The organism is Streptomyces scabiei 87.22 (assembly GCF_000091305.1).
GTDB lineage: Bacteria > Actinomycetota > Actinomycetes > Streptomycetales > Streptomycetaceae > Streptomyces > Streptomyces scabiei.
In genome coordinates, this window is record NC_013929.1 from 7953636 (window position 1) to 7977054 (window position 23419).

Genomic DNA, 23419 nt, shown 5'->3' on the forward strand with positions numbered 1-23419 from the left:
CCGGTGCCGGTCTTGGCGTTCCCTTCCCCGGAAAAGGGTTGTGCCGCCCGCTCCGCTCTTTTATAGTCGTTCTGACTATTAGTCATGGTGACCATAAAGGAGGACGGCGGCGATGAGCTCCCCGGCGGGATACGACAAGTACGCCTACGAGCCCTTCGCCGTCACCGTCGACCTGGCCGTCTTCACCGTCCGCGCGGGCACCCTCCAGGTGCTGCTCGTCGAACGCGGCCAGGAGCCGTACGAGGGCCGCTGGGCCCTGCCCGGCGGGTTCGTGCTGCCGGACGAGTCCGCGGAGGAGGCCGCCTGGCGGGAGCTCGCGGAGGAGACCGGCGTCAAGGACGTCGCCGGGCTCCACCTGGAGCAGCTGCGGACCTACAGTGAGCCGGGGAGGGACCCCCGGATGCGGGTCGTCACCGTCGCGTTCGCCGCGCTGTTCCCCGACCCGCCGGTCCCGCACGGCGGCGGCGACGCGGCCCAGGCCCAGTGGCTGCGGTTCGGCGCCATCGGCCCGCTCGCCTTCGACCACGACCGCATCCTCGCCGACGCCCACGAACGCGTCGGCGCCAAGCTGGAGTACACCTGTCTCGCCACCTCCTTCTGCCCTCCCGAGTTCACCCTCGGCGAGCTGCAGCAGGTCTACGAGACGGTGTGGGGCACTCCGCTCGACCGGCCCAACTTCCGGCGCAAGGTGCTGGCCACGCCGGGCTTCGTCGAACAGGTGCCCGGTGCCGCCCGCCTGACCGGCGGTCGCGGCAAGCCCGCCGCGCTGTACCGCGCGGGTGGGGCCACCGCCCTGCACCCGCCCCTGCTGCGACCCACCACGGAAGGACGGTCGTGATGACCACGACGCTCCGCACGAAACGTTCCGCCACCGGCTCCCTGATCGGACTCGCCCTCGGCGACGCCCTCGGCCACCCGACGGAGTTCGACGACGTCCCCGCGATCCTCGCCAAGTGCGGCCCCTGGCGGAAGATGGCGCTGCCCAAGCCCGCGATCGTCACCGACGACACCCAGATGACGCTGGCGCTGGGGCACGGACTGCGGGCCGCCATGGACCGTGGGGTGCTCGCCCCCGAGGCCCTGGAGAGGGCCGTGCGCAAGGAGTTCGTGGAGTGGTCCCGCTCCCCGGAGAACAACCGCGCCCCCGGCCACACCTGCCTGGTCGCCTGCGACCTCCTGGCAGTCGAGCGCCACCCCTGGCAGTTCGCCAGCCAGATCCACTCCAAGGGCTGCGGCGCCAACATGCGGGTCGCCCCGCTCGGACTGATCGGCCCGCTCAGCGACGAACAGCGCGCGGGCGCCGCCCAGTTGCAGGCCGCGCTCACCCACGGCCACCCCACCGCCCTCGCCGCGTCCGACCTCACCGCCCACGCCGTCCGGCTGCTCGCCCAGGGCGCCGAACCGATGGGCCTCGTCGGCCGGTTGCGGTCGTACGCCTACGAGAACCGCTCCCACTACCACACGCGCTGGCTCGGCGACCTGTGGACCTACGGCCAGGACCCCAGCCCCGAGCACTACATCGCCCGGGGCTGGGACGACTGCCTGGAGGCCCTGGACCGCGTACAGGCGGCCCTGCGGCTCCCCTCGCCCGAGACCGACCCCTGCACGGCCACGGGGGAGGGCTGGATCGCCGAGGAGGCGCTCGCCACCGGGCTGCTGTGCTTCCTGCTCTTCGTCGACGAGCCCGTCACCGCGCTGCGCCGCGCGGCCTGCACCGCGGGGGACTCCGACTCCATCGCCGCCCTCGCCGGTGCCTTCGCGGGCGCCTACCACGGGCCGGACGCCTGGCCCGTCGAGTGGGCCGACCGGATCGAGTACCAGGGCGACCTCGTCTCGCTGGGGGCCCTCTGGGACGCTTGAGGGATGACCGACGCCCTGACCGACGCCCCCGCCATCGACCTGGCCCCCGTGGTCGCCGAACAGCCCGACCCGCTGCTGTTCGCCACCGTCTCCGGAGCCCACCTGTACGGCTTCCCCTCGCGCGACTCGGACGTCGACCTGCGCGGTGTGCACCTGCTGCCCGCGGCCGAACTGGTCGGGCTGCGCGAGCCGGAGGAGACCCGGTCGAGGATGTGGGACCGGGACGGCGTCGAGATGGACCTCGTCACGCACGACCTGCGCAAGTTCGCCCGCCTGATGCTGCGACGCAACGGCTATGTGCTGGAGCAGCTGCTCTCCCCGCTCGTCGTGCACACCGGCGAGACCCACCGCGAACTGGTCGCGCTCGCCCCCGGGGTCCTCACCCGCCACCACGCCCACCACTACCGGGGGTTCGCCACCACTCAGTGGCGGCTCTTCGAGAAGACAGGCGAACTCAAGCCGCTGCTCTACACGTTCCGGGTGCTGCTCACCGGCATCCACCTCATGCGCAGCGGCGAGGTGCAGGCCCATCTGCCGACCCTGGTGCCGCAGACCGAGGAGGCCCCCGCCTATCTGCCGGACCTCGTCGCGGCGAAGGCGGCCGAGGAGCACGGCAAGGCGGACGTCGACCCCGAGCGTGTGGCGGCGGACGTGGAGCGGCTGCACCGCGTGCTGGACGAGGAACAGGCCCTGTCGGCGCTGCCCGAGAACCCGGCCGCCTACGACGCCCTGCACGACTTCGTGGTCCGCGTCCGGCTGGAAGGGTTGAAGGGCTGAAGGGCTGCGGCTCAGGCCCGGAGCGCCGACGCGCGTCGGGTCCGTACGAGGAAGTCCTCGACCCTGGCCAGATCCGGTTCCGGCGGCAGAGGGCTGCGGTCCGCCGCCTCGGTGGTCTCCGCGGCCAGCCGCGCCATCCAGCTCTCGACCCGGGCCCACGGCACCTCGCCGCGCTTCACCGCCAGCAGAGGCTCGCGCTGCTCGCCCACGTCGACGGTCAGCTCGCCCGTGCGCAACAGGTCCCGGCAGCTCATCAGCAGACGGAGCAGATGCATCGCGTGCTTCCAGCGGGGGGCGCCGTGCGTACGGACGTCCGCGTCGAGCTTCTTGCGCTGGCCGAGCGCGTAACGGGCGAACGTCTCATGGACCCGGAGGGACAGGAACGCCCCCCGCAGGGCGAGCAGTTCACGGCCCGTGTCGTCGACGTGCTCCACCAGCGGGGAGTGCAGGCACTCCAGGATGTTGGGGTTGGCGCGCAGCGCCAGATGGCAGAAGCGCTCCAGCTCCCAGCCGAACTGCTCCCGTTCCGGGCCCTCCACGTGCGTCGGGGGCTTCTCGAAGCGCCAGAACAGCTCGGTGGGGGCCAGGAAGACCCCCCGCCGGTCCGTGTCGCTGCCGTCCGTCGCGAGACCGAAGGCCCGCGACCCCATCACACAGGCGTAGACGGTGTGGTCGCGGACCAGGTCGTGCGGGTGCGGGGGCTGCATAGGCCGGAGCGTACGGGGTGGATCAGGGGCGCAGAATCGAATTTCCGGCGACCGTGATCTTCTCGGCGGGCAGCGGGCGGGTGGCCGGTCCATGGGCCACGGCCCCGTCCGTGATGCCGAACCTGCTGCCGTGGCACGCGCAGTTGATCGTCTCGTCCGAGACGCTGCTGACGACGCAGCCCATGTGGGTGCAGATCGCCGAGAACGCCTTGAAGTCGCCCTCCGCGGGCTGGGTCACGACGATCTTCTGCTCGTCGAAGATCTTTCCCCCGCCCACCGGGATGTCGGCCGTCGTCGCCAGCTCCTCGCCGCCGTCCGTGCCGGTGCCCGCGGGCGAGGACTTCTCCGCGGTGTCCCCGCCGTCGTCGCTGCCGCCCTGCCCGCCGCATCCCGCCAGCAGCGCCGCCGTGCCGGCCGCGCCGCCGGCCAGCACCGTGCGCCGCGTGGAACCCATCGTCATGTCGTCACTCCGTACGTGCGGAAGAACCCCGGAGGGGAGGCAACTCAGGAGAGAGTGCCACAAAACGTGCGTTTCGTGCGTCCGACAGTCGAGGGTGGGCGGTGCGGCGGTGTGCGGGGCTGATCCGCCCCGAGCGCGGGGCCGGTGACGTTCGCGTGATCTTGTGGCGATTCGCGGCGGTGGTCCGTCCCCTGTGGACGTCTTTCGGCCAGGCGTTTCGGCAGGCGGGCGTCGCGCGGTGGTCCGGGGCGGGTGACTAGGCTGTTCGTACAACCAGCCGGGATGTCCAGCAGTGAGGAGCACAGCCGTGGCGGTACGAGCGGTCCGGGGCGCCGTCCAACTCGACCGGGACGAGGCGGGGCACATGGACGAGCAGGTGGGCGAGCTGCTCACCGCGGTCCTGGAGCGCAACGAACTCACCCCGGACGACCTGATCAGCATCTGGTTCACGGCCACCCCCGACCTGCACAGCGACTTCCCGGCCGCCGCCGCCCGCAAGCTGGGCATCGTCGACGTACCGCTGATCTGCGCGCAGGAGCTGGACATCGAGGGCGCCCTGCCCCGGGTCGTGCGGATCCTCGCGCACATAGAGTCCGACCGGCCGCGCTCGGAGATCGCGCACGTGTACCTGGGGGCCGCGGCCACGCTCCGCAAGGACATCGCCCAGTGAGAACGGCCCTCGTCATCGGCACCGGGCTGATCGGCACGTCCGCCGCCCTCGCCCTGGCCCAGCGCGGTGTCACCGTCCACCTCGTCGACCACAACCCCGAGCAGGCCCGTACGGCGGCCGCGCTCGGCGCCGGCACGGACGAGGCGCCCGAGGGCCCGGTGGACCTCGCGATCGTCGCCGCCCCGCCCGCGCACGTGGCCGCGACCCTCGCCGACGCCATGCGCCGGGGCCTCGCGCGCGGCTACCTCGACGTGGCCTCCGTCAAGGGCGGGCCCCGCCGCGAGCTGGAGGAGCTGGGCCTCGACCTCTCCTGCTACATCGGCTCGCACCCCATGTCGGGCCGGGAGAAGTCCGGCCCGCTGGCCGCCACGCCCGAGCTCTTCGAGGGCCGCCCCTGGGTGCTCACGCCGACCCGGGACACCGACACCGAGGTCCTGAACCTCGCCCTGGAACTGGTCTCGCACTGCCGGGCCGTCCCGGTGGTCATGGACGCGGACAGCCACGACCGGGCCGTGGCCCTCGTCTCCCACATGCCGCACCTCGTGTCCAGCCTGGTCGCCGCGCGGCTGGAGCACGCAGAGGAGTCGGCGGTGCGCCTGTGCGGGCAGGGCATCAGGGACGTGACCCGGATCGCGGCCTCCGACCCGCGCATGTGGATGGACATCCTCTCCGCCAACCCCGGCCCGGTCGCCGATCTCCTCACCGACGTCTCCGCCGACCTCGACGAGACCGTCCAGGCCCTGCGCGCCCTCCAGGCGGGCGACGAGGCCAAGCGCCGCGAGGGCATGACGGGCATCGAGGGCGTCCTGCGCCGCGGCAACGCCGGCCAGGTCCGCGTCCCCGGCAAGCACGGGTCCGCACCACGGGTCTACGAGGTCGTCGCGGTACTGATCGACGACCAGCCCGGCCAGCTGGCCCGCATCTTCGCCGACGCGGGTGCCGTCGGCATCAACATCGAGGACGTCCGCATCGAGCACGCCACTGGCCAGCAGGCGGGTCTGGTGCAGTTGATGGTGGAGCCGAAGGCGGCGGTGGTGTTGACGGGGGCGTTGCGGGAGCGGGGTTGGGCGATCCGGCAGTAGGGGGTGGATCCGGTGGGTCGCCGGTCGGAGGCCGGCGCAGCCGTCCCGCTGCCCGGGAGGCGCCTCGGCGCCGAGTGGTGCGAGGGCGGCGTCGGGGACGGGTCGTCCGCATCGAGCACGCCACCGGGCAGCAGGCGGGTCTGGTGCAGCTGATGGTGGAGCCGAAGGCGGCGGTGGTGTTGACGGGGGCGTTGCGGGAGCGGGGTTGGGCGATCCGGCAGTAGGGGGTGGATCCGGTGGGTCGCCGGTCGGAGGCCGGCGCAGCCGTCCCGCTGCCCGGGAGGCGCCTCGGCGCCGAGTGGTGCGAGGGCGGCGTCGGGGACGGGTCGTACGCATCGAGCACGCCACCGGGCAGCAGGCGGGTCTGGTGCAGTTGATGGTGGAGCCGAAGGCGGCGGTGGTGTTGACGGGGGCGTTGCGGGAGCGGGGCTGGGCGATCCGGCAGTAGGGGGTGGATCCGGTGGGTCGCCGGTCGGAGGCCGGCGCAGCCGTCCCGCTGCCCGGGAGGGGAGGGACCGGGCGGTCCTGCGGTGGGGCCGTGGGGGCGGGGTGGTGGGCCCGGCCGGGCGGGGTACGCGCAACCAGTACCCTTGTCCGGGGCGCTTTCCGTCCCGCCCCACCACCTCGGACCAGGAAAGGTGCTCCCCAGTGGAACGCGCCACAGTGATCGTTGCCATCGACGGCCCCTCCGGCACGGGCAAGTCGAGCACCTCGAAGGCCGTGGCCGCGCAGCTCGGGCTGAGCTACCTGGACACGGGCGCCCAGTACCGGGCGATCACCTGGTGGATGGTCAACAACGGCATCGACATAGACGACCCCTCGGCGATCGCGGCCGTGGCCGGCAAGCCGGAGATCGTGTCGGGGACGGACCCGGCCGGGCCTACCATCACGGTCGACGGCATGGACGTCGCCGGGCCGATCCGCACTCAGGAGGTCACCTCCCAGGTCAGCGCGGTCAGCGCCGTGCCGGAGGTGCGGACGCGGATCACCGAGCTGCAGCGGTCCATCGCGGCGGACGCCGCCGGCGGCATCGTCGTCGAGGGCCGCGACATCGGCACGACCGTGCTGCCGGACGCCGACCTGAAGATCTTCCTCACCGCCTCCCCCGAGGCCCGCGCGGCCCGCCGCAGCGGCGAGCTGAAGAGCACCGACGTCCAGGCCACCCGCGAGGCCCTGCTCAAGCGGGACGCGGCCGACTCCAGCCGTACGACCTCGCCGCTCGCCAAGGCGGACGACGCGGTCGAGGTGGACACCTCGGACCTCACCCTCCAGCAGGTCATCGAGTGCGTGGTCACCCTCGTCGAGGAGAAGCGGGCGGGCAAGTGAGCCAGGCCGCCACGGACCGGGCCGCCGCATACGAAGCCCCCACGGCGCTCGGCGCCGAGGTGGGGCGGCGTATCGGCGTCGGCCTGATGTACGGGCTGTGGAAGCCGCGCGTGCTGGGCGCCTGGCGGGTCCCCACGACCGGTCCGGTGATCCTCGCCCCCAACCACTCCCACATCGTCGACGGTCCCATGGTCATCGGCGTGGCCCCCCGGCCCTCGCACTTCCTGGTCAAGAAGGAGGCGTTCGTCGGGCCGCTCGGCCCGTTCATGCGCGCCGTCGGCCAGGTGGAGGTCGACCGCTCGACCGCCGACCGCACCGCCGTCACCCGCGCCCTGGCCGTCCTGGCGGGCGGCGGTGTGCTGGGCATCTTCCCGGAGGGCACCCGGGGCGAGGGCGACTTCGCCTCGCTGCGCGCCGGGCTCTCCTACTTCGCCGTGCGCAGCGGAGCGCCGATCGTGCCGGTGGCCGTGCTGGGAAGCACGGAGCGGCGCGGACGGCTGATCAAGGGACTGCCCCCGCTGCGCTCCCGCGTCGACGTGGTCTTCGGCGACCCGTTCGAGGCGGGCGACGGCAGCGGACGGCGCACCCGCAAGGCGCTCGACGAGGCGACCGTGCGCATCCAGCAGCAGCTGGGCGCACACCTGGAGCATGCCCGGCGGCTCACCGGCCGTCGGTAAAACGCCGGGCGTCCGGTCGGGCGCTGGGCGACACTGAGTAGTGGACCATCCGGCGGACGAGCCGGGTGCTCCACCGATCACCACGATGAACTACGAGGTACGGACTTCATGAACGACCAGTTTCCCTCCGAGCACGAGCACGGAGAGCTTGGCGACGCCGAGTACGCGCAGTTCATGGAGCTCGCCGCGGAAGAGGGCTTCGACGTCGAGGACGTCGAGGGCGCGATCGAGGAGGCGGGGCACGGCCCGCTGCCCGTCCTCGCCGTCGTCGGCCGTCCGAACGTCGGCAAGTCGACGCTCGTGAACCGCATCATCGGCCGCCGCGAGGCGGTCGTCGAGGACAAGCCCGGCGTCACCCGTGACCGCGTCACCTACGAGGCCGAGTGGGCGGGCCGCCGCTTCAAGGTCGTCGACACCGGCGGCTGGGAGCAGGACGTCCTCGGCATCGACGCCTCCGTCGCCGCGCAGGCCGAGTACGCCATCGAGGCCGCCGACGCCGTCGTCTTCGTCGTGGACGCCAAGGTCGGCGTCACCGACACCGACGAGGCCGTCGTCCGGCTGCTGCGCAAGGCCAACAAGCCCGTGGTGCTGTGCGCCAACAAGGTCGACGGCCCGAGCGGCGAGGCCGACGCGACGGCCCTGTGGTCCCTCGGCATCGGCGAGCCGCACCCGGTCTCCTCGCTGCACGGCCGCGGCACCGGCGACATGCTGGACGCCGTCCTGGAGGCCCTGCCGGAGGCGCCCGAGCAGAGCTTCGGCACCGCGGTCGGCGGTCCCCGCCGCATCGCGCTGATCGGCCGTCCGAACGTCGGCAAGTCCTCGCTCCTGAACAAGGTGGCGAACGAGGAGCGCGTCGTCGTCAACGAGATCGCGGGCACGACCCGTGACCCGGTCGACGAGCTGATCGAACTCGGCGGTGTCACCTGGAAGTTCGTCGACACCGCGGGCATCCGCAAGCGGGTCCACCTGCAGCAGGGCGCCGACTACTACGCCTCGCTGCGCACCGCGGCGGCCGTCGAGAAGGCGGAGGTGGCGGTCATCCTCATCGACGCCTCCGAGTCCATCTCGGTCCAGGACCAGCGCATCGTGACCATGGCGGTCGAGGCCGGCCGCGCGCTGGTCGTCGCGTACAACAAGTGGGACACCCTCGACGAGGAGCGCCGCTACTACCTGGAGCGGGAGATCGAGACCGAGTTCGCCCAGATCGCCTGGGCGCCCCGGGTCAATGTCTCGGCGCGTACCGGCCGGCACATGGAGAAGCTGGTCCCCGCGATCGAGACGGCGCTCGCCGGCTGGGAGACCCGCGTCCCGACGGGCCGGCTGAACGCCTTCCTCGGCGAACTGGTCGCCGCCCACCCGCACCCGATCCGCGGCGGCAAGCAGCCCCGCATCCTGTTCGGGACGCAGGCCGGCACCAAGCCCCCGCGTTTCGTCCTCTTCGCCTCCGGCTTCATCGAGGCGGGCTACCGGCGCTTCATCGAGCGCCGTCTGCGGGAGGAGTTCGGCTTCGAGGGCACCCCGATCCACATCTCGGTCCGGGTGCGCGAGAAGCGCGGCGGCCAGAAGAAGAAGTAGCGTCCGCGCCCACGGCACGCGCGTGAGGAGGGCGGCCGCCCGAGGTCATCGGACCTTCGGGCGGCCGCCCTCCTCAAGTGTCCCTGCTCGCCGCTTCGCGTCTCCGCGTCGTCACAGACCCCGGCGCGGGTTCGGGGGCAGCGGCGAGGGGATGTGGTGCATCCCCGTGTGCCCGGTGGGGATACGGCCGACCGGCTGCCACACGGCCGTCGTCCCGGACGTGTGACCGGGCTGGGTCTCGCGCTGGGTGGCGAGATGCCCCGCCGCGTGCCGGGAGCCGTACGAACCGGAGGTGTACAACCCGGTGGAGCGTGGTCCGCCGGAGCCGTGCGCCGGGGTGCCGAAGCCGGTGAACCCCAGATCCTCCTCCCCGTGCCGGTCGCCCGGCAGGGTCCGGTAGCTCCTGACCCACTCCGCGTAGAGCGTGTCGTAGATGGGCGTGGCCGAAGGATCCTGGGTCGGCCGCATGGACGGGATCGACTGATAGGACGGGCGGCGGGGAGCGTCGTATGCGTGCACGCCTGTGCCAACGACCCCGCCCCGGAAGGGATGCGCTGCCTCAACCATTCGGCCTCCGGGAAGTCGGACTCCGGGAAGGGATCGCGCCCCGAGGGGCGGGGCGGGACGGCTCCGGCGGGCGGGGCCGCTCAGGTGCCGGCCAGCGGCAGGGTCGCCGCCACCAGCTTCCCGTTCGCCGCGGCCTTGTCGAGGGCGTCCCGCAGCAGGTCCTCCCGCGGCTGCCGCCCGATCGACCCCACCGGCGCCGCGAACATCAGGACCTGCTGGTGCTTGTTGGCGGCGGCCCGCCACGCGTCGGCGACCTGCAGTGCCTGGTGGGCCTGCCACCAGGCGACCGGTGAACCACCGGTGGTGCCCGGCTGCAGGATGGCGTGCAGCTGCCCCATGGCGAGCAGGACCGACCAGCCGTGCAGCACGGGCGGGACGGAGTCGATCTGGGGGAGCGGCATGAAGCCCTGCTCGATGAGCAGCGGCAGGAAGTCGTCACCGGCGCCGGTGCTGCCGGGGCGGGCGATGGGGGCGGTCGGTTCGACGACCAGCGCCGGGTGCAGCTCGCCGCTGAGCAGGATCAGTCCGCTGGTGACGCCGAGCACGGCCTGCTCGGGCGCGGCCTGGGCCGGGCTGTCCCCGGCGATGGAACGGGCGGCGCCCTGCAACTGCTCCTCGGTGACCTGGACGACCTGGGAGGGCAGACAGGTGGAGTGGGCGAAGGCGAGGACGGCTGTCTCGTCGCCCACGAAGAGGACGGTGCTGGTGCGCTCCTGCTCGGAGTCGCCGGGGGTGCGGCACGACGTGCAGTCGTAGCCGCCGGGGGCGTTCTCTCCGGCGAGCAGCCGGTCGGCCTCTTCGTCGCCGATCTCGGCGCGTACCTCGTCGCTGACGTCGAGCATGCGCGGCACGGTGGCTCCTCGGGATGCGGTGCGTGTCGGTGCCGGGTGGCGCCCGGCCCATGAGCACGGAGGTTCCGGCCCATGCAGAAGACAACGGGCGATCTGTGGCCGGAGTCACGCCCGACGACGATCGGAATCGAACCAACCGCAGCGCAGCGTGAATCCTTGGGCGGAATCAGTTACTCCGCGCCAACTTCCGCGAGGTCCGGGCGCGTTGATCCGGTGAGGTGAGTCACAGGCTGTCGGGTCGCCTGGTCGACATATCCGGAAATCAGGGAATGAAATGGGTGGCTTGATCTGGCTGCTACTCACGGTAACGGTGAACTGGCCTCCCAGGACGGGCGATCGCTTGCTGACAGCTCGTCAACCTCCCTACATTCCCGGCCGTGTGCAACGAGCACCGCTCGGGTACGTCCGCCGGCCGCGCAGAGCCAGACAGCGCGCAGTACCGTCTCCGGCGGACGGGGCGGAGCGCGACACCCGCGTCCATGCGCGGGAAGCGCCCCGCTCCGGGGGACCCCGGGTCCGTGGAGAGGGATCTTCATGTCCGAACGTGTTGGATGCGCCGATACCACGCGCGCCGGCTTCCGCGGGTCGCGTACGACCGCCGTCCTCGCCGGAGCGGCGCTGCTCGCCCCACTGGGACTGCTGACCCTGACCGGCACCGCCTCGGCGGCCGACAGCGGGGTGTGGGACCGCATCGCCAGGTGCGAGAGCGGCGGCGACTGGCACATCAACACCGGCAACGGCTACTACGGCGGCCTGCAGTTCGCCGCCTCCACCTGGCGTGCCTACGGCGGCACCGCCTACGCGCCGACCGCCGACCGGGCCTCCCGGTCCCAGCAGATCGAGATCGCCACCAAGGTCCAGCGGGCCCAGGGCTGGGGAGCGTGGCCCACCTGCTCCCGCCGGGCCGGGGCGACCGGCAGCGCGCCCGGCGCGCCCTCCGCCGGCGCGGCCACGACCGGATCGGGCCGGGCCACCCCCGCGCGGCCGCAGAAGTCCGCCGGAACGCCCCCGTCACGGCCCGTCGGCCACGCGGACCGGGGCTCGTCCCGCGGCGACTACACCGTTCGGCAGGGCGACACGCTGAACGGCATCGCCGCCCGGCACGGGACCACCTGGCGGCAGGTCTACGCCGCCAACCGGGCCGTCATCGGGGGCGACCCCGACCTGATCGTGCCGGGCCAGCGGCTCGACCTCTGACCCGTCCGCCGGGCCCGTCACGCGAGTTCGGCCGCCTCGCCGGCGAAGACCACGGCCCCGCGCCGCAGTTCGTGCACGAGGACGCCCGGCACGTCCCGCAGCCCCGGCGGCAGGCGCTGTTCGGCGACGACCACACAGGCGTCGAGGCCGCTCAGCAGGTGGTACGTGCGGGCCGCGACCGCCGGTGACATCCCCTGGGTGGGCTCGTCTACGAGCACGACCCGCCGCGTGGGCACCGACAGGGCACGGGCGAGGGCGAGCATGCGCTGCTCGCCCCCGGAGAGGGTGCCGGCGCGGCGGGCGAGCAGGGCGCCGAGCGGCGGATAGGCGGCCAGGGCGTACGAGAGGTCCGGCGTGGCCAGTTCGAGGTTCTCGCGCACGGTGAGCGAACCGAAGACCGCCCGCCGCTCGGGGACGAGGACGAGCCCCCGCCGGGCCCGCTCGTACGCCGGTGTCCGGGTCACGTCGGCCCCGTCCCACACCACGGCGCCGCCGGAGAGCGGGACCGTGCCGGCGAGGGCCCGCAGTGCCGTCGTCCGGCCGGAGCCGTTGCGGCCCAGCAGGACGGTGAGACCGGGGCCCGGGGCGGCGAGGGTGATGCCGTGCAGGGCCTCCAGGGGGCCGTAGCGCACGCGGACGCGGCGCAGGGAGAGGAGGGTCATCGGTCCACCGCCGGGTCGAGCGCGTCGAGCGGGCCCGATGCGCGCAGGATGTGGCCGGGGGGACCGGAGGCGACGATCCGGCCCGCCGCCATGACGTGCACGACGTCGGCGAGGTCCGCGACGAGGTCGAGGTCGTGCTCGACGACCAGCAGGGCCGTGCCGTCGTCGGCGAGGGCGCGCAGGATGCGGGCGAGGGCGGCCACCTCGGCCGTGTCGAGTCCGGCGGCGGGCTCGTCGAGCAGCAGCACCCGGGGGCTTCCGGCGAGGGCCCGCGCCAGCTCGACCCGCCGCAGCGTCCCCGTCGGCAGCCCGGCCGCCGGTGCCGTCCGTACCGCCCCGTCCAGCCCGAACAGCCGCAACGCCCGCTCCGCGGCCGCGGGATCGGCCACGCACCCCTGTTCGGCGCCCACCCGTACGTTCTCCGCCACGGTCAACGACGGGAAGACCGCGAGCTGTTGGAACGTCCGGGCGATACCGAGCCGTGTGCGCGCGTGCGCCGGAAGCCTCGTGATGTCCCGTCCGCCGAGCCGCACCCGCCCCTGCCCGGGCCGCAACGTCCCGGCGAGACAGTGGAAGAGGGTGCTCTTCCCGGCCCCGTTGGGGCCCACCACCGCACTGACCCGCCCGGGAAGCACGTCGAGGTCGACCCCGTCGAGCGCGACGAAGCCGCCGTAGCCCACGCGGAGCCGGCGGGCCTGGAGGGCGACCGCCGAGGACGGGGCACCTGGGCGGGCACCGGGCGGGGCGGGTCCGGTGCCGACGCCGACGCCGACGCCGGTGCCGGTGCCGGTGCTGGGGTCCGTCCCGGACGGGGGCGGCGGGGACGGGGTGCCGGGGCGCTCCCCGCCGCGAGCCGCGGGCCGGGGGGCGCCCGGCCCGTCCGTCGGCGACCCGACCGCGCCCGCATCCGCATCCGCATCCGCGCCCGCATCCGCATCCGCGCCCGTATCCGTGCCGGGTTCGGTGCCGGCCGGTCCGGCGGTGCGGGCGAGGCCGCGCGTGTTCCCGGTCTGTGGCGGCTGTGGCGGCTGTGGCGCGTCGGATCCGCCCCGGCCCGCCCCGGCCGTACGTGGCTCACCCTGGTCGGCCTCCGGCGTGGCGGGTGTGCCTGGGGCCGTTCCCGTCGGACCGGTCCCGGCCGGTCCCTCGGCGCGGGCCGGGCCGGGCTCGTTCCCGGCCCGTGGCGGCCGTGGAGCCCCGGACAGGCCCCGGCCCGCCTCGGGGGTGCCGAGCGCGCCCCGGTCCGCCTCCGCCGTGCGTGGACCGCCCCGGTCCGCCCGCGCGGCCTCCCCGCCGCTCGCCCTGCCCGCCCGCACCCGCTGCCGGGCCCGTACCCCCGTCGGCGTCAGTGCGGTCCGGCGGTCCGGCCCGGCACGCAGTCGCGCCAGGGCCTCCTGGAGGCCGCCCGGGAAGCGGCCCACCAGGGCCGTCAGCAGGCCGATCAGTGCCGCCGCCACACCGCCCTTCGTGCCCGCGTCCAGGCCCACCAGGAGGGCCGCCGCCGCGAGGGCGCCGAGGGTGCTGTCGGCGCCCAGGACGACGATCGCGGCGAACCAGAGAAGGCCGCGGACGGGGTCGTAGGCGGCCGGGTCGAAGGCGCGGACGCCCATGGCGAGCATGCCGCCGCCGAGGGCGGCGAGCGCGGCGCCCGCCACGAACGCGGCCACCTTCAGCGACGGCACCGGCACGCCCGCCGCCGACGCGCCCGGCTCGTGGTCCCGCAGGGCGGCGAGGGCCCGGCCGGTGCGGCCTCGGCGCAGGGCGCGGGTGGCCAGCAGGGCCAGGAGCAGCAGGACCAGCTCCAGGGCGTAGTAGGCGCGGTCCCCCTCGAAGCCCGCGGGGCGGGTCGGGGCCGGGCCCGAGGCCGCGTAGGGCTGGGCGAAGACGAAGCGGCTGACGCCGACGCCCACGGCGAAGGTGGCGAGGGCCAGCGCCAGACCGTGGCGGCGGATGGCCGGCCCCCCGGTCAGCAGGCCGAGCGGGGCCACCAGGAGGACGGCGACGAGGAGGGCGGTCAGCTCGGGGAGGGCAGGGAGGAAGGGGAGGCGGCCGGCCGACAGCAGGGCCGTGAAGAGCGCGCCCAGACCCGCGTACGCGGCCTGGCCCAGGGAGATCTGGCCGCCCCGGCCCGTCACCACCACCAGGGACAGCAGGACCACGCCCAGCGCCGGGACCTGGACGGCGGTGTGCAGGTCCTCGCCCGCGAAGCCGAGCGGGAGCAGGAACAGCGTGAGCGCCACGATCCAGGCGCCGGCGGGGGTGCCGCCCCGCGCGGTCGCCGGGCGGGGCAGCGTGTCCCGGCCGCCCACGCCGGGCAGGACGAGCGCCGCGACCAGCAGGGCGACCACGAAGAGGTTGGCGCCCACGGCCTGCAGCAGCGGTTCCGCCCACCCCGGCGGGTGGAACCGGGTCAGCTGGCTCTGGGCCACCCCGATGCCCAGCGCGACCAGCACGGCCACCGGGAGGCTGCGCATCCGGGCGGCGACCGCCACGGCCACCACCTCCATCACCAGCAGGGGCATGCCGTACGGGTCGAGGCGGACGTAGGGGGCCAGGAGCACCCCCGTCAGGCCCGCGGTGAAGGAGCCGAACGCCCAGCCCGCGGCGGCGACCCGGTCCGCGTCGACACCGGCGAGGACGGCGAGGGAACGGTCGTCCACGACGGCCCGCAGTTCGCGGCCGAAGCGCGTCCGGCGGGTCACCGCGCCCACCGCCGACGCGACCGCCACGACCACCGCCAGTTGGCCCCACGGGTCGCCCGGCACCAGCGTCGGCGCGTCGTCCCGCGCCCCCGGCCCCCACACCAGCACGGCCCCGCCGACGAGGAGGACGAAGACGCCGAGGGAGGCGACGAGGGTCTGCGCGGGGTCGCCGCCGAGCACGGCGAGTGGGCGGAAGACGAGGCGTTCCAGGGCCAGGCCGAGGGCGGGGGCGGCCAGCAGCAGGGTCACGAGGGTGCCGAGCCAGAGCGGCCACCCCCACTCCACGGTGCACTGGCGCAGCAGATAGGCACACACCATCGCGATCGCCCCGTGCGCGAAGTTGAGCACGCCCGTCGCCCGGTAGGTCACGATCAGGCCGATTCCGGTGAGGGCCGCCGCGCTGCCGACCGACAGCCCCGCCAGCGTGAGGTCGTACGTCAGCGAGGCCATCAGCCCTCCGCGGGCTCGGCGGTGCCGCTTCCGTCCGGGGCTTCACAGATCGGGCAGGGGCGCAGGTCACCGCTGGTCAGGACCCTTGAGTCCACCGGCACCGCCTCCGCCTTCCCCGCCACCAGCGGGCAGTCCGCGCGGTGCCAGAGGGTGCCCCCGGGCACCATCAGCAGCCTGCCGCTGGTGGCGAGCGGCGCGGTGGCCGCCCGCCCGGCCGCCCGGGCCTCGGCGCCGGACGGCTCCGCGGCGACCAGCAGGCCGTACAGCTCCTCGACGCGCGAGGCGGCCAGGGCGTCCCGGCCGCCGGCGAGGAGGACCGCACCCGCGACGATCAGCGCGGCGCCGGGCACCGTGCAGGAGGCCAGGTAGGGGAGCTGGCGTTCGGCGAAGCGCTCGCCGGAGACGCCGTACCAGCCGACGACGCACAGCGCCGCGCCGGCGGCGAGCGCGGCCCAGCCGGCCCAGGCGGCCCGGAGAACGGGGTGCGCGTCGCGCGGTCGGGCTGTCCGCATCAGGGCCTCCACACGTCGTGTGTCTGTCCATCTCAGCCGATGGCTTGCACTATGCCCCCTGCAACCTGACCCTGAAAGCACCGGGCGCGCACCGCCCGGACCGACACCCGGTGGTGAGCCAGATGGTTCTCGGGAGCGACCTCAGGCGGGCGAACGGGCGCGGGCCCGCGGCGGCGGGACGGGGTACGGCCCTGGCGGCCGCCCTGGTCCTCCTCCTCGCCCCGGCCCTCGCGGCGTGCAGCGACGAGAGCGGGGGAGGCGGCGACACGGCGCCGCCCACGCCGACCGTGGAACGCACGACGGCCGAGCCCGGCGAGACGACCGTGTCCGTGAGCGGACCCGCGGACGTGGCGGCCGCCGAGAAGCAGATCGAGAAGAACTGGAAGACGTTCTTCGACCCGTCCACCTCCACCAAGGAGAAGCAGGCCGTGCTGGAGAACGGCGACGAGATGGGCCCGGTCCTCGCCGCGTTCAGCGGCGACAAGCGCGGCGGGCAGGTGGAGGCCGAGGTCAAGAAGGTGACGTTCACCTCGGCGACCGGCGCCGACGTGACGTACACCCTGCTGCTGGAGGGTGCCACGGCGCTGCCGGACGCGGCGGGCACGGCCGTGGAGCAGGACGGCACCTGGAAGCTCTCCGTCAAGACGCTGTGCGGACTGGTCGCGCTGAGCGGCAATGCGACACCGGGTCCGGGCTGCTGAGACGGCCGCCGCGGGTCTGCTGCTCCTGCTGGTGACGGCCTGCGGCAGCCGGCTCCCGGAGAGCGACTTCGAGCACCGGGGGCGCAGCACGGCGTCCGCGAGCGCCGGGCCGCTGCGCGTCGGGATCATCACCAGTGTCACCAGCCCGGTCGGCGGGAGCGCGTTCACCGGGCCGCGCGACGGGGCGAGGGCCTACTTCGCCGCGCTGAACGCGCGCGGCGGCATCGACGGCCGCCGCGTCGAGGTGCGCGAGTGCGACGACGGGGGCAGCGGGGTCGGCAACAACGAGTGCGTGCACCGGCTCGTCGAGGAGGAGGGCGTGGTCGCGCTGGTCGCCACCACCGCCCTCGACTACGCGGGCGCCTCCCGCGTCGCCCGCGCGCGGGTGCCCGACATCGGCGGCCAGCCCATCGGCCCGGCCTACGACACCTACCCGTACCTCTACAGCCTCTACGGCAGCCTCGCGCCCCGGAACGGCACGACGGGCTGGGACGGGAAGCAGTACGGCGGCACCGAGGTCTACCGCTACTTCCGGCGCGAGCACGGCGCCCGCACCGCGGCCGTCGTCTCGTACAACCAGCCCGCGTCGGCCGCGTACGCCCGTCTGGTCGTGCGGGGGCTCAGGGCCGAGGGGTACGAGGTCGTCACCGAGCAGGTCGACTTCGCGCTGCCCAACTTCCGCGCGGTCGCCGCCGACATCGGGGATCGGGGCGTGGACCTGGTCTTCGACGCCATCGACGGCCACGGCAACGCCCGGCTGTGCGCGGCGCTGGACGCGGCGGGCGTCGGCCTCACCGCCAAGGTCACCAACGTGCAGAACTGGACCTCCACGATCGCCGAGGACCACGCGGACGCCCCGCGCTGCCGCAACGCCCTGTGGGCCACCGGCTCCAGCCGCAACCACGCGGACCTCCGGGACGAGGCCGTGCGGGAGTTCCGGGAGGCGACGAAGACCCTGAAGACGCACTCCCAGTGGCAGCTGGAGGGCTGGGCGGCCGCGATGTGGTTCACGGACGCGGCGCGCTCGTGCGCCGGAAACCGGGACGGCGTCACCCGCGCGTGCGTCGACCGGTTCATGAACCGCGACGAGCCCTACACCGCCGACGGCCTCCTCCTGCCCGTCCGCTTCGAGCGGCTCACCGAGCCCCCGCGCACCCGCCGCAGCTGCGTGTCCGTGGCCCGCTGGCAGGACGGGAAGGGCTGGGTGACCCAGGGGGACATGAACGAGAACTGCTTCGACGTCCCGCAACTTCCCTACAGCCCCTGATGCGTTGAGCGGCGAACAGGTTCCCTCGTCCGGCTATCGATCGGGCAACCGTTCCGGCACAAGTTGATGATGCCTTCCAACCCTCCCCAGGGATAACGGATCTAACCGGGTGGTGGTGGACCAGCACCGCCATGGACGGATGACCGGGGAAATCAGCGGATGAACAGCGACATCAGGGGATCCGGGGGACGCATGCACATTTCCTTTCTTCTGCACAACGCGTACAACATCGGGGGAACGATCCGCACGACGTACAACCTCGCGAACACCCTCGCCGAACAGCACGACGTGGAGATCGTCTCCGTCTTCCGCCACCGTGACGGGCCGGTCTTCGACATCGATCCGAGGGTCCGGCTGCGCGGCCTCGTCGACATCCGCAAGGGCGGCGCGGACCAGGGGCACGCCGACCTGGAGCGCCCGGCCAAGGTCTTCCCGCGCGCCGAGGGGCGTTACGGCCAGTACAGCGCCCTGACCGACCGCCGCATCGCCGAGTACCTCTCCACGGTCGACGCCGACGTCGTGGTCGGTACCCGTCCCGGGCTGAACGTGCACATGGCCCGGCAGACCCGCCGCGGCCCGGTCCGGGTCGGCCAGGAGCACCTCACGCTCGACAGCCACTCCCCGGCCCTGCGCGCCACCCTGCGCGGCGTCTACCCGCGGCTCGACGCCCTCACCACGACCACGGAGGCCGACGCGCGCTCCTACGGGAGGCTGCGCCTGCCCGGCGTACGCGTGCAGGCCGTGCCCAACCCGGTGCCCGCCCCGGGCGTCGAACCGGCCGACGGCTCCGGCAAGTGGGTCGTCGCCGCCGGGCGGCTCGCGCCCGTGAAGCGCTACGACCTGCTCGTGCGGGCCTTCGACAAGGTGCGCCGGGAGCGGCCCGACTGGCGCCTGCGGATCTACGGCAGCGGCAAGCAGAAGGACAAGCTCCGCTCGCTCGTCGACACCATGGGCCTCTACAACCACGTGTACCTGATGGGCCCCGCCACCCCCATCGAGCCCGAGTGGGCCAAGGGGTCCATCGCGGCCGTCACCTCCAGCCTGGAGTCCTTCGGCATGACGATCGTCGAGGCCATGCGCTGCGGGCTGCCGGTGGTCTCCACCGACTGCCCGCACGGCCCCGGCGAGATCATCGACGACGGCGTCGACGGCCGGCTGGTGGAGGTCGGCAGTGTCGAGGCCATCGCCGACGGTCTGCTGGAACTCATCAACGACGACGACAAGCGGCGGCGGATGGCGCACGCCGCGCTCCAGGACTCCGAGCGCTTCGACCCGGCCCGTATCGCCGAACGGTACGAGACGCTCTTCGGCGACCTGCTCGCCCGGGGCGGCGCCTCGCCGATGGGCCGGGTCCGCGGCTCACTGCACCGCACCCGTGGCGCCCTGCTCGGCAGCGCGTACGCCGTCCGGGATGCCGGACGTTCCGCGCGCTCCGCGATCGGGAAGGGCCGCACGGCATGATGATGTCGCCTCCACGGCAGCCCACCCGCCGCGACGACCCGGGGGACGTGGGCACACCGTCGCGCGCCGACTGTGTCGCCGACTTCGCCGGCGGTCTGACCTTCGACCTCGCCGCCCCGGGGGTGACCGACGCCGCCCACCTCGTCCTCCGCCTGCGCGGCGGCGATCACCGGACGCGTCTGCCACTGACCCCGGCCGGCCACGGCAGGCTGCGGGCCGCGCTGCCCATCGGCACGGACCTCCCCGAGGGCCGCTGGGACGTCTACCTCCAGGTCGCCGACGAGGAGCCGCACCGGCTGGCCCCCGGCCTCAACGACCTGCGCTCCCTCGTCGACCGCGGCCCGGCCCCCGCCGCCCGGGTCGCCGTTCGCATCCCGTACGGCACCAAGCACGGCAACCTCAGCGTCCGCAGCTGGGAGCGCTCCCCGCACGCCGAGGCGGGGGCGCTCCACATCGGTGAGGGCGGACTGGAGGTCACCGCCCGCGTGTACGGCGCCGCGCCCACGCCCGAGGCGTACGCCGAGCTGACCGACCGGGCGGGGCGCTCGCCCGCCGTCCTGGCCGGCCTCGTCCCGGACGACCGGGGCGGCCTCCGCTTCACGGTGCCCTACGGCGCACTGCGGCCCGGAACCTGGGACCTGTGGCTGCGCCCGCGGGGGGAGACCGGCCCGCGGGCGCGTGTCGCCCGGCTGCTCGACGACATCGTCGAGAAGCCTTCCGTCCTCGTCTATCCCGGCGAGCGGGTCGAGACCGGACACGGCCCGGTGCGGGCGACGCCGTTCTACACGGCCGACAACGACCTGTCGGTCACGGTCGTCGCCGTGAGCTGAACCGGGCCGGGGTGTAGGCGGGCGGGGGCCGGGCCGGGAACAGGCGGCATGTTCCGCGGTGGTCGAGGACACGACCTGTCCTCGACCCCTGCGAGACTCCTGCCATGTTGGAGACATCGGCACGGCTGCTCCGCCTGCTCTCGCTGCTGCAGGCCCACCGCGAATGGTCCGGCTCGGAACTGGCCGGCCGCCTCGGGGTCACCGCGCGCACGGTCCGCCGCGACGTGGACCGGCTGCGCGAGCTGGGCTACCCCGTCAACGCCAGTCCCGGCACGGGCGGCGGCTACCAGCTCGGCGCCGGGGCCGAACTCCCTCCGCTGCTCCTCGACGACGAGGAGGCCGTCGCGGTGGCCGTCGGGCTGCGCTCGGCCGCCGGGCAGGGCATCGACGGCATCGGAGAGTCCTCCGTCCGCGCCCTCGCCAAACTCGAACAGGTGCTGCCGCACCGCCTGCGCCGCCGGGTGGGCGCCCTGAACGCCTTCACCGTGCCGCTGCTGCGCGGCCCGCAGCTCTCCGCGGTCGACCCCGCGGTGCTCACCGAACTCGCCAACGCCTGCCGGGACGCCGAGCGGCTGCGCTTCGAGTACCGCGACCACGGCGGCACCGCGACCCGCCGTACCGTCGAGCCGCACCGCCTGGTGTGCACCGAACGCCGCTGGTACCTGGTCGCCTGGGACGTCGACCGCGCCGGCTGGCGCACCTTCCGCGTCGACCGGGTCACGCCCACACCGCCGCACGGCCCGCGCTTCACCCCGCGCGAACCACCCGCCGAGGACCTCGCCGCGTACGTCTCACGCGGGGTCTCCACCACCGCGTACGCCGCGCACGCCGTCGTACGGCTGCTGGTGCCCCTGCACGAGGCCGCCGAACTGATCTCGCCCTCGGCGGGCACCCTGGAGGCGTACGACGAGCACAGCTGTCTGCTGCGCACCGGGGCGCCGAGCCTGGACGTGATGGCCATTCACGTGATGATGACCGGCGTCGACTTCGAGGTCGTCGAACCGGCGGAGCTGACCGGAACCATCAGGACCCTCCGGGACCGTCTGTCGGCCGCTCTTGACCGAACCGGGGATGCGGCGTCCGCTCCTGACCGCTCCGCGTCTGGGGCGGCGTGATCGCCGCGAACCGCGGATGGTGCAGGTCGAACGCCGGCGCCTCGGAGCGGACCCGGGGCAGCGTCACGAAGTTGTGGCGCGGCGGCGGACACGAGGTCGCCCACTCCAGTGACCGGCCGTAGCCCCAGGGGTCGTCGACGTCGACCCGCACCCCGTACCGGGACGTCCGCCAGACGTTGTAGAGGAACGGCAGCGTGGACAGGCCCAGCAGGAACGCGCCGATCGACGAGACCGTGTTCAGGGCCGTGAAGCCGTCGGCGGCCAGGTAGTCGGCGTACCGCCGGGGCATGCCCTCGGCGCCCAGCCAGTGCTGCACCAGGAAGGTGGTGTGGAAGCCGACGAACAGCGTCCAGAAGTGGATCTTGCCGAGCCGTTCGTCGAGCATCTTCCCGGTGAACTTGGGCCACCAGAACGAGAAACCCGCGAAGGTCGCGAAGACGACCGTGCCGAAGACGACGTAGTGGAAGTGCGCGACCACGAAGTACGAGTCGGTGACGTGGAAGTCCATCGGCGGCGACGCCAGGATCACCCCCGTCAGGCCGCCGAACAGGAAGGAGACCAGGAAGCCGGTCGCCCACAGCATCGGTGTCTCGAAGGACAGCGAGCCCTTCAGCATCGTCCCCGTCCAGTTGAAGAACTTCACCCCCGTCGGCACGGCGATCAGGAAGCTCATGAACGAGAAGAACGGCAGCAGCACCGCGCCGGTGGCGAACATGTGGTGCGCCCACACCACGATCGACAGCCCGGTGATCGCCATCGTGGCCCCGACCAGCGTGAGATAGCCGAAGATCGGCTTGCGGCTGAAGACCGGGATGATCTCCGTAATGATCCCGAAGAAGGGCAGGGCGATGATGTAGACCTCGGGGTGCCCGAAGAACCAGAACAGGTGCTGCCACAGCAGCGCGCCGCCGTTGGCCGCGTCGAAGACCTGCGAGCCGAACCGCCGGTCCGCCTCCAGCACCAGGAGCGCGGCGGCCAGCACCGGGAACGCCATCAGGATCAGGATCGACGTGAACAGCGTGTTCCAGGTGAAGATCGGCATCCGGAACATCGTCATCCCGGGCGCGCGCATCGCGATGATCGTGGTCAGGAAGTTCACCGCGCCGAGGATCGTCCCGAACCCGGACAGCGCCAGCCCCATGATCCACATGTCGGCCCCGATGCCCGGTGACCGTTCCAGGCCGTTCAGCGGCGCGTAGGCGAACCAGCCGAAGTCGGCGGGCCCGGACGGCACCAGCAGCGAGCCCATCACGATCAGCCCGCCGAACAGGAACAGCCAGTACGACAGCATGTTCAGCCGGGGGAAGGCGACGTCGGGCGCGCCGATCTGCAACGGCATGATCTCGTTGGCGAACCCGGCGAAGGTCGGTGTCGCGAAGAGCAGCAGCATGATCGTGCCGTGCAGCGTGAACAGCTGGTTGAACTGCTCGTTGTCCACGATCTGGGTGCCCGGCCGGGCCAGTTCGGCCCGCATGACGAGCGCCATCGCGCCGGCCGCCAGGAAGAACAGGAACGACGTGACCAGGTAGAGGTGGCCGATCTTCTTGTGGTCGGTCGTGGTCAGCCAGTCGGCCGCCAGCCGTCCCGGCGTCCTCGCCCGGACGGGTCGTGCCACCGCCTGCGCGGTCTCGGTCCCCATCGCTCGTCCCTTCGCCGCCGCGTCCCGGGCCCGTACCGCACGCCATGATGCTCGCGGCCCCCGCGGCTCCGACAGGGGGCGTACGGGGGAAGTGTGCGGGAACCGTGTATTTCCCATGAGGTGGGGGCTTCCGGCAGCCGTCCGGGAATCGGTGGGAAAAGGCTGGACATGCACCGGACACACACGGCCCGGACTGCTTTCCGACGGGCTATTCGCGATGGTGCCGAAGCCGCCCGGAATTCCGTCCGGCAGCGCGGGCGACGCGTAAGGAACCGCTCGAACGTGTGACTGCGTTGGGGCGAAACGGGTGTCGTGGTTCTGTGACAGAAGC

General features: G+C 73.5%; 22 protein-coding genes and 2 pseudogenes. 16 read left to right on the forward strand and 8 right to left on the reverse strand.

Going from position 1 to position 23419, the window contains the following annotated elements; translation table 11 throughout:
- Positions 1–112 precede the first annotated feature (112 nt).
- The 3 genes from SCAB_RS34400 to SCAB_RS34410 are packed head-to-tail and all read left to right on the forward strand — an operon-like array spanning position 113 to position 2637.
- On the forward strand, positions 113–838 hold the full coding sequence (locus tag SCAB_RS34400; RefSeq protein WP_013004725.1) for an NUDIX hydrolase: 726 nt from the start codon (positions 113–115) through the stop codon (positions 836–838).
- Positions 838–1860: an ADP-ribosylglycohydrolase family protein gene (locus SCAB_RS34405; protein WP_041669977.1), complete on the forward strand. Its 1023-nt coding sequence runs from the start codon at positions 838–840 to the stop codon at positions 1858–1860. The genes SCAB_RS34400 and SCAB_RS34405 overlap by 1 nt, the downstream gene beginning before the upstream one ends.
- Positions 1861–1863: 3 nt before the next feature.
- Complete coding sequence (locus tag SCAB_RS34410; RefSeq protein ID WP_013004727.1) at positions 1864–2637, forward strand: nucleotidyltransferase domain-containing protein; 774 nt, start codon at positions 1864–1866, stop codon at positions 2635–2637.
- 11 nt (positions 2638–2648) lie between these two features.
- Here SCAB_RS34410 and SCAB_RS34415 read toward each other — a convergent pair whose 3' ends face one another.
- Both SCAB_RS34415 and SCAB_RS34420 read right to left on the reverse strand, forming a co-directional pair.
- Positions 2649–3344, reverse strand: a complete 696-nt coding sequence (locus SCAB_RS34415) for a nucleotidyltransferase domain-containing protein (RefSeq protein WP_013004728.1) — start codon at positions 3342–3344, stop codon at positions 2649–2651.
- 22 nt (positions 3345–3366) lie between these two features.
- Complete coding sequence (locus SCAB_RS34420) at positions 3367–3804, reverse strand: Rieske (2Fe-2S) protein (RefSeq protein WP_013004729.1); 438 nt, start codon at positions 3802–3804, stop codon at positions 3367–3369.
- A gap of 307 nt (positions 3805–4111) precedes the next feature.
- Between SCAB_RS34420 and aroH the strand changes: the two genes are divergently transcribed.
- The 7 genes and pseudogenes from aroH (at position 4112) to der (ending at position 9134) form a co-directional block, all read left to right on the forward strand.
- Positions 4112–4474, forward strand: a complete 363-nt coding sequence (gene aroH / locus SCAB_RS34425) for a chorismate mutase (RefSeq protein ID WP_013004730.1) — start codon at positions 4112–4114, stop codon at positions 4472–4474.
- Positions 4471–5556: a prephenate dehydrogenase gene (locus tag SCAB_RS34430; protein WP_013004731.1), complete on the forward strand. Its 1086-nt coding sequence runs from the start codon at positions 4471–4473 to the stop codon at positions 5554–5556. Before aroH ends, SCAB_RS34430 begins: the two co-directional genes overlap by 4 nt.
- Positions 5557–5660: 104 nt before the next feature.
- A pseudogene (locus tag SCAB_RS46670) lies at positions 5661–5780 on the forward strand (prephenate dehydrogenase); the annotation flags it as partial.
- 104 nt (positions 5781–5884) lie between these two features.
- A pseudogene (locus SCAB_RS46675) lies at positions 5885–6004 on the forward strand (prephenate dehydrogenase); the annotation flags it as partial.
- Positions 6005–6204: 200 nt separating this feature from the next.
- Positions 6205–6882 (forward strand): (d)CMP kinase, encoded by a 678-nt coding sequence (gene cmk, locus SCAB_RS34435; protein ID WP_013004732.1) that lies wholly within the window; start codon positions 6205–6207, stop codon positions 6880–6882.
- A complete protein-coding gene (locus SCAB_RS34440; RefSeq protein ID WP_013004733.1) occupies positions 6879–7559 on the forward strand; it encodes a lysophospholipid acyltransferase family protein in 681 nt (226 codons plus the stop codon). The genes cmk and SCAB_RS34440 overlap by 4 nt, the downstream gene beginning before the upstream one ends.
- A 108-nt stretch (positions 7560–7667) precedes the next feature.
- The gene (gene der, locus SCAB_RS34445; RefSeq protein WP_013004734.1) at positions 7668–9134 is read left to right on the forward strand and encodes a ribosome biogenesis GTPase Der; all 1467 of its coding nucleotides are present in this window, start codon (positions 7668–7670) and stop codon (positions 9132–9134) included.
- 111 nt (positions 9135–9245) lie between these two features.
- Here der and SCAB_RS34450 read toward each other — a convergent pair whose 3' ends face one another.
- Positions 9246–9602 (reverse strand): hypothetical protein, encoded by a 357-nt coding sequence (locus SCAB_RS34450; protein WP_041669981.1) that lies wholly within the window; start codon positions 9600–9602, stop codon positions 9246–9248.
- A 179-nt stretch (positions 9603–9781) separates the two neighbouring features.
- Positions 9782–10552 (reverse strand): hypothetical protein, encoded by a 771-nt coding sequence (locus SCAB_RS34455; RefSeq protein WP_013004736.1) that lies wholly within the window; start codon positions 10550–10552, stop codon positions 9782–9784.
- Between the two features lie 534 nt (positions 10553–11086).
- On the opposite strand from SCAB_RS34455, the gene SCAB_RS34460 reads away from it, so the two are divergent.
- Positions 11087–11749: a LysM peptidoglycan-binding domain-containing protein gene (locus SCAB_RS34460; RefSeq protein ID WP_013004737.1), complete on the forward strand. Its 663-nt coding sequence runs from the start codon at positions 11087–11089 to the stop codon at positions 11747–11749.
- 17 nt (positions 11750–11766) lie between these two features.
- Here SCAB_RS34460 and SCAB_RS34465 read toward each other — a convergent pair whose 3' ends face one another.
- From SCAB_RS34465 to SCAB_RS34475, 3 genes are read right to left on the reverse strand one after another with little or no spacing between them, the layout of a single operon-like run.
- On the reverse strand, positions 11767–12411 hold the full coding sequence (locus SCAB_RS34465) for an ATP-binding cassette domain-containing protein (RefSeq protein WP_013004738.1): 645 nt from the start codon (positions 12409–12411) through the stop codon (positions 11767–11769).
- Positions 12408–15563 (reverse strand): ABC transporter permease subunit, encoded by a 3156-nt coding sequence (locus tag SCAB_RS34470; protein ID WP_013004739.1) that lies wholly within the window; start codon positions 15561–15563, stop codon positions 12408–12410. Before SCAB_RS34470 ends, SCAB_RS34465 begins: the two co-directional genes overlap by 4 nt.
- On the reverse strand, positions 15563–16075 hold the full coding sequence (locus tag SCAB_RS34475; protein WP_037727114.1) for a hypothetical protein: 513 nt from the start codon (positions 16073–16075) through the stop codon (positions 15563–15565). The genes SCAB_RS34470 and SCAB_RS34475 overlap by 1 nt, the downstream gene beginning before the upstream one ends.
- Before the next feature lie 122 nt (positions 16076–16197).
- Between SCAB_RS34475 and SCAB_RS34480 the strand changes: the two genes are divergently transcribed.
- The 5 genes from SCAB_RS34480 (at position 16198) to SCAB_RS34500 (ending at position 21449) form a co-directional block, all read left to right on the forward strand.
- Positions 16198–16776: a hypothetical protein gene (locus SCAB_RS34480; protein WP_173402933.1), complete on the forward strand. Its 579-nt coding sequence runs from the start codon at positions 16198–16200 to the stop codon at positions 16774–16776.
- Entirely contained in the window at positions 16751–18043 is a 1293-nt protein-coding gene (locus SCAB_RS34485) for an ABC transporter substrate-binding protein (RefSeq protein WP_013004742.1), read from the forward strand. The genes SCAB_RS34480 and SCAB_RS34485 overlap by 26 nt, the downstream gene beginning before the upstream one ends.
- 192 nt (positions 18044–18235) lie before the next feature.
- Positions 18236–19504 (forward strand): glycosyltransferase family 4 protein, encoded by a 1269-nt coding sequence (locus tag SCAB_RS34490; RefSeq protein WP_013004743.1) that lies wholly within the window; start codon positions 18236–18238, stop codon positions 19502–19504.
- The gene (locus SCAB_RS34495) at positions 19501–20334 is read left to right on the forward strand and encodes a hypothetical protein (protein WP_013004744.1); all 834 of its coding nucleotides are present in this window, start codon (positions 19501–19503) and stop codon (positions 20332–20334) included. Before SCAB_RS34490 ends, SCAB_RS34495 begins: the two co-directional genes overlap by 4 nt.
- A 104-nt stretch (positions 20335–20438) precedes the next feature.
- Complete coding sequence (locus SCAB_RS34500) at positions 20439–21449, forward strand: helix-turn-helix transcriptional regulator (RefSeq protein ID WP_013004745.1); 1011 nt, start codon at positions 20439–20441, stop codon at positions 21447–21449.
- Here SCAB_RS34500 and ctaD read toward each other — a convergent pair.
- The gene (gene ctaD / locus SCAB_RS34505; protein ID WP_013004746.1) at positions 21358–23088 is read right to left on the reverse strand and encodes an aa3-type cytochrome oxidase subunit I; all 1731 of its coding nucleotides are present in this window, start codon (positions 23086–23088) and stop codon (positions 21358–21360) included. The genes SCAB_RS34500 and ctaD overlap by 92 nt on opposite strands.
- Positions 23089–23419: the final 331 nt, after the last annotated feature.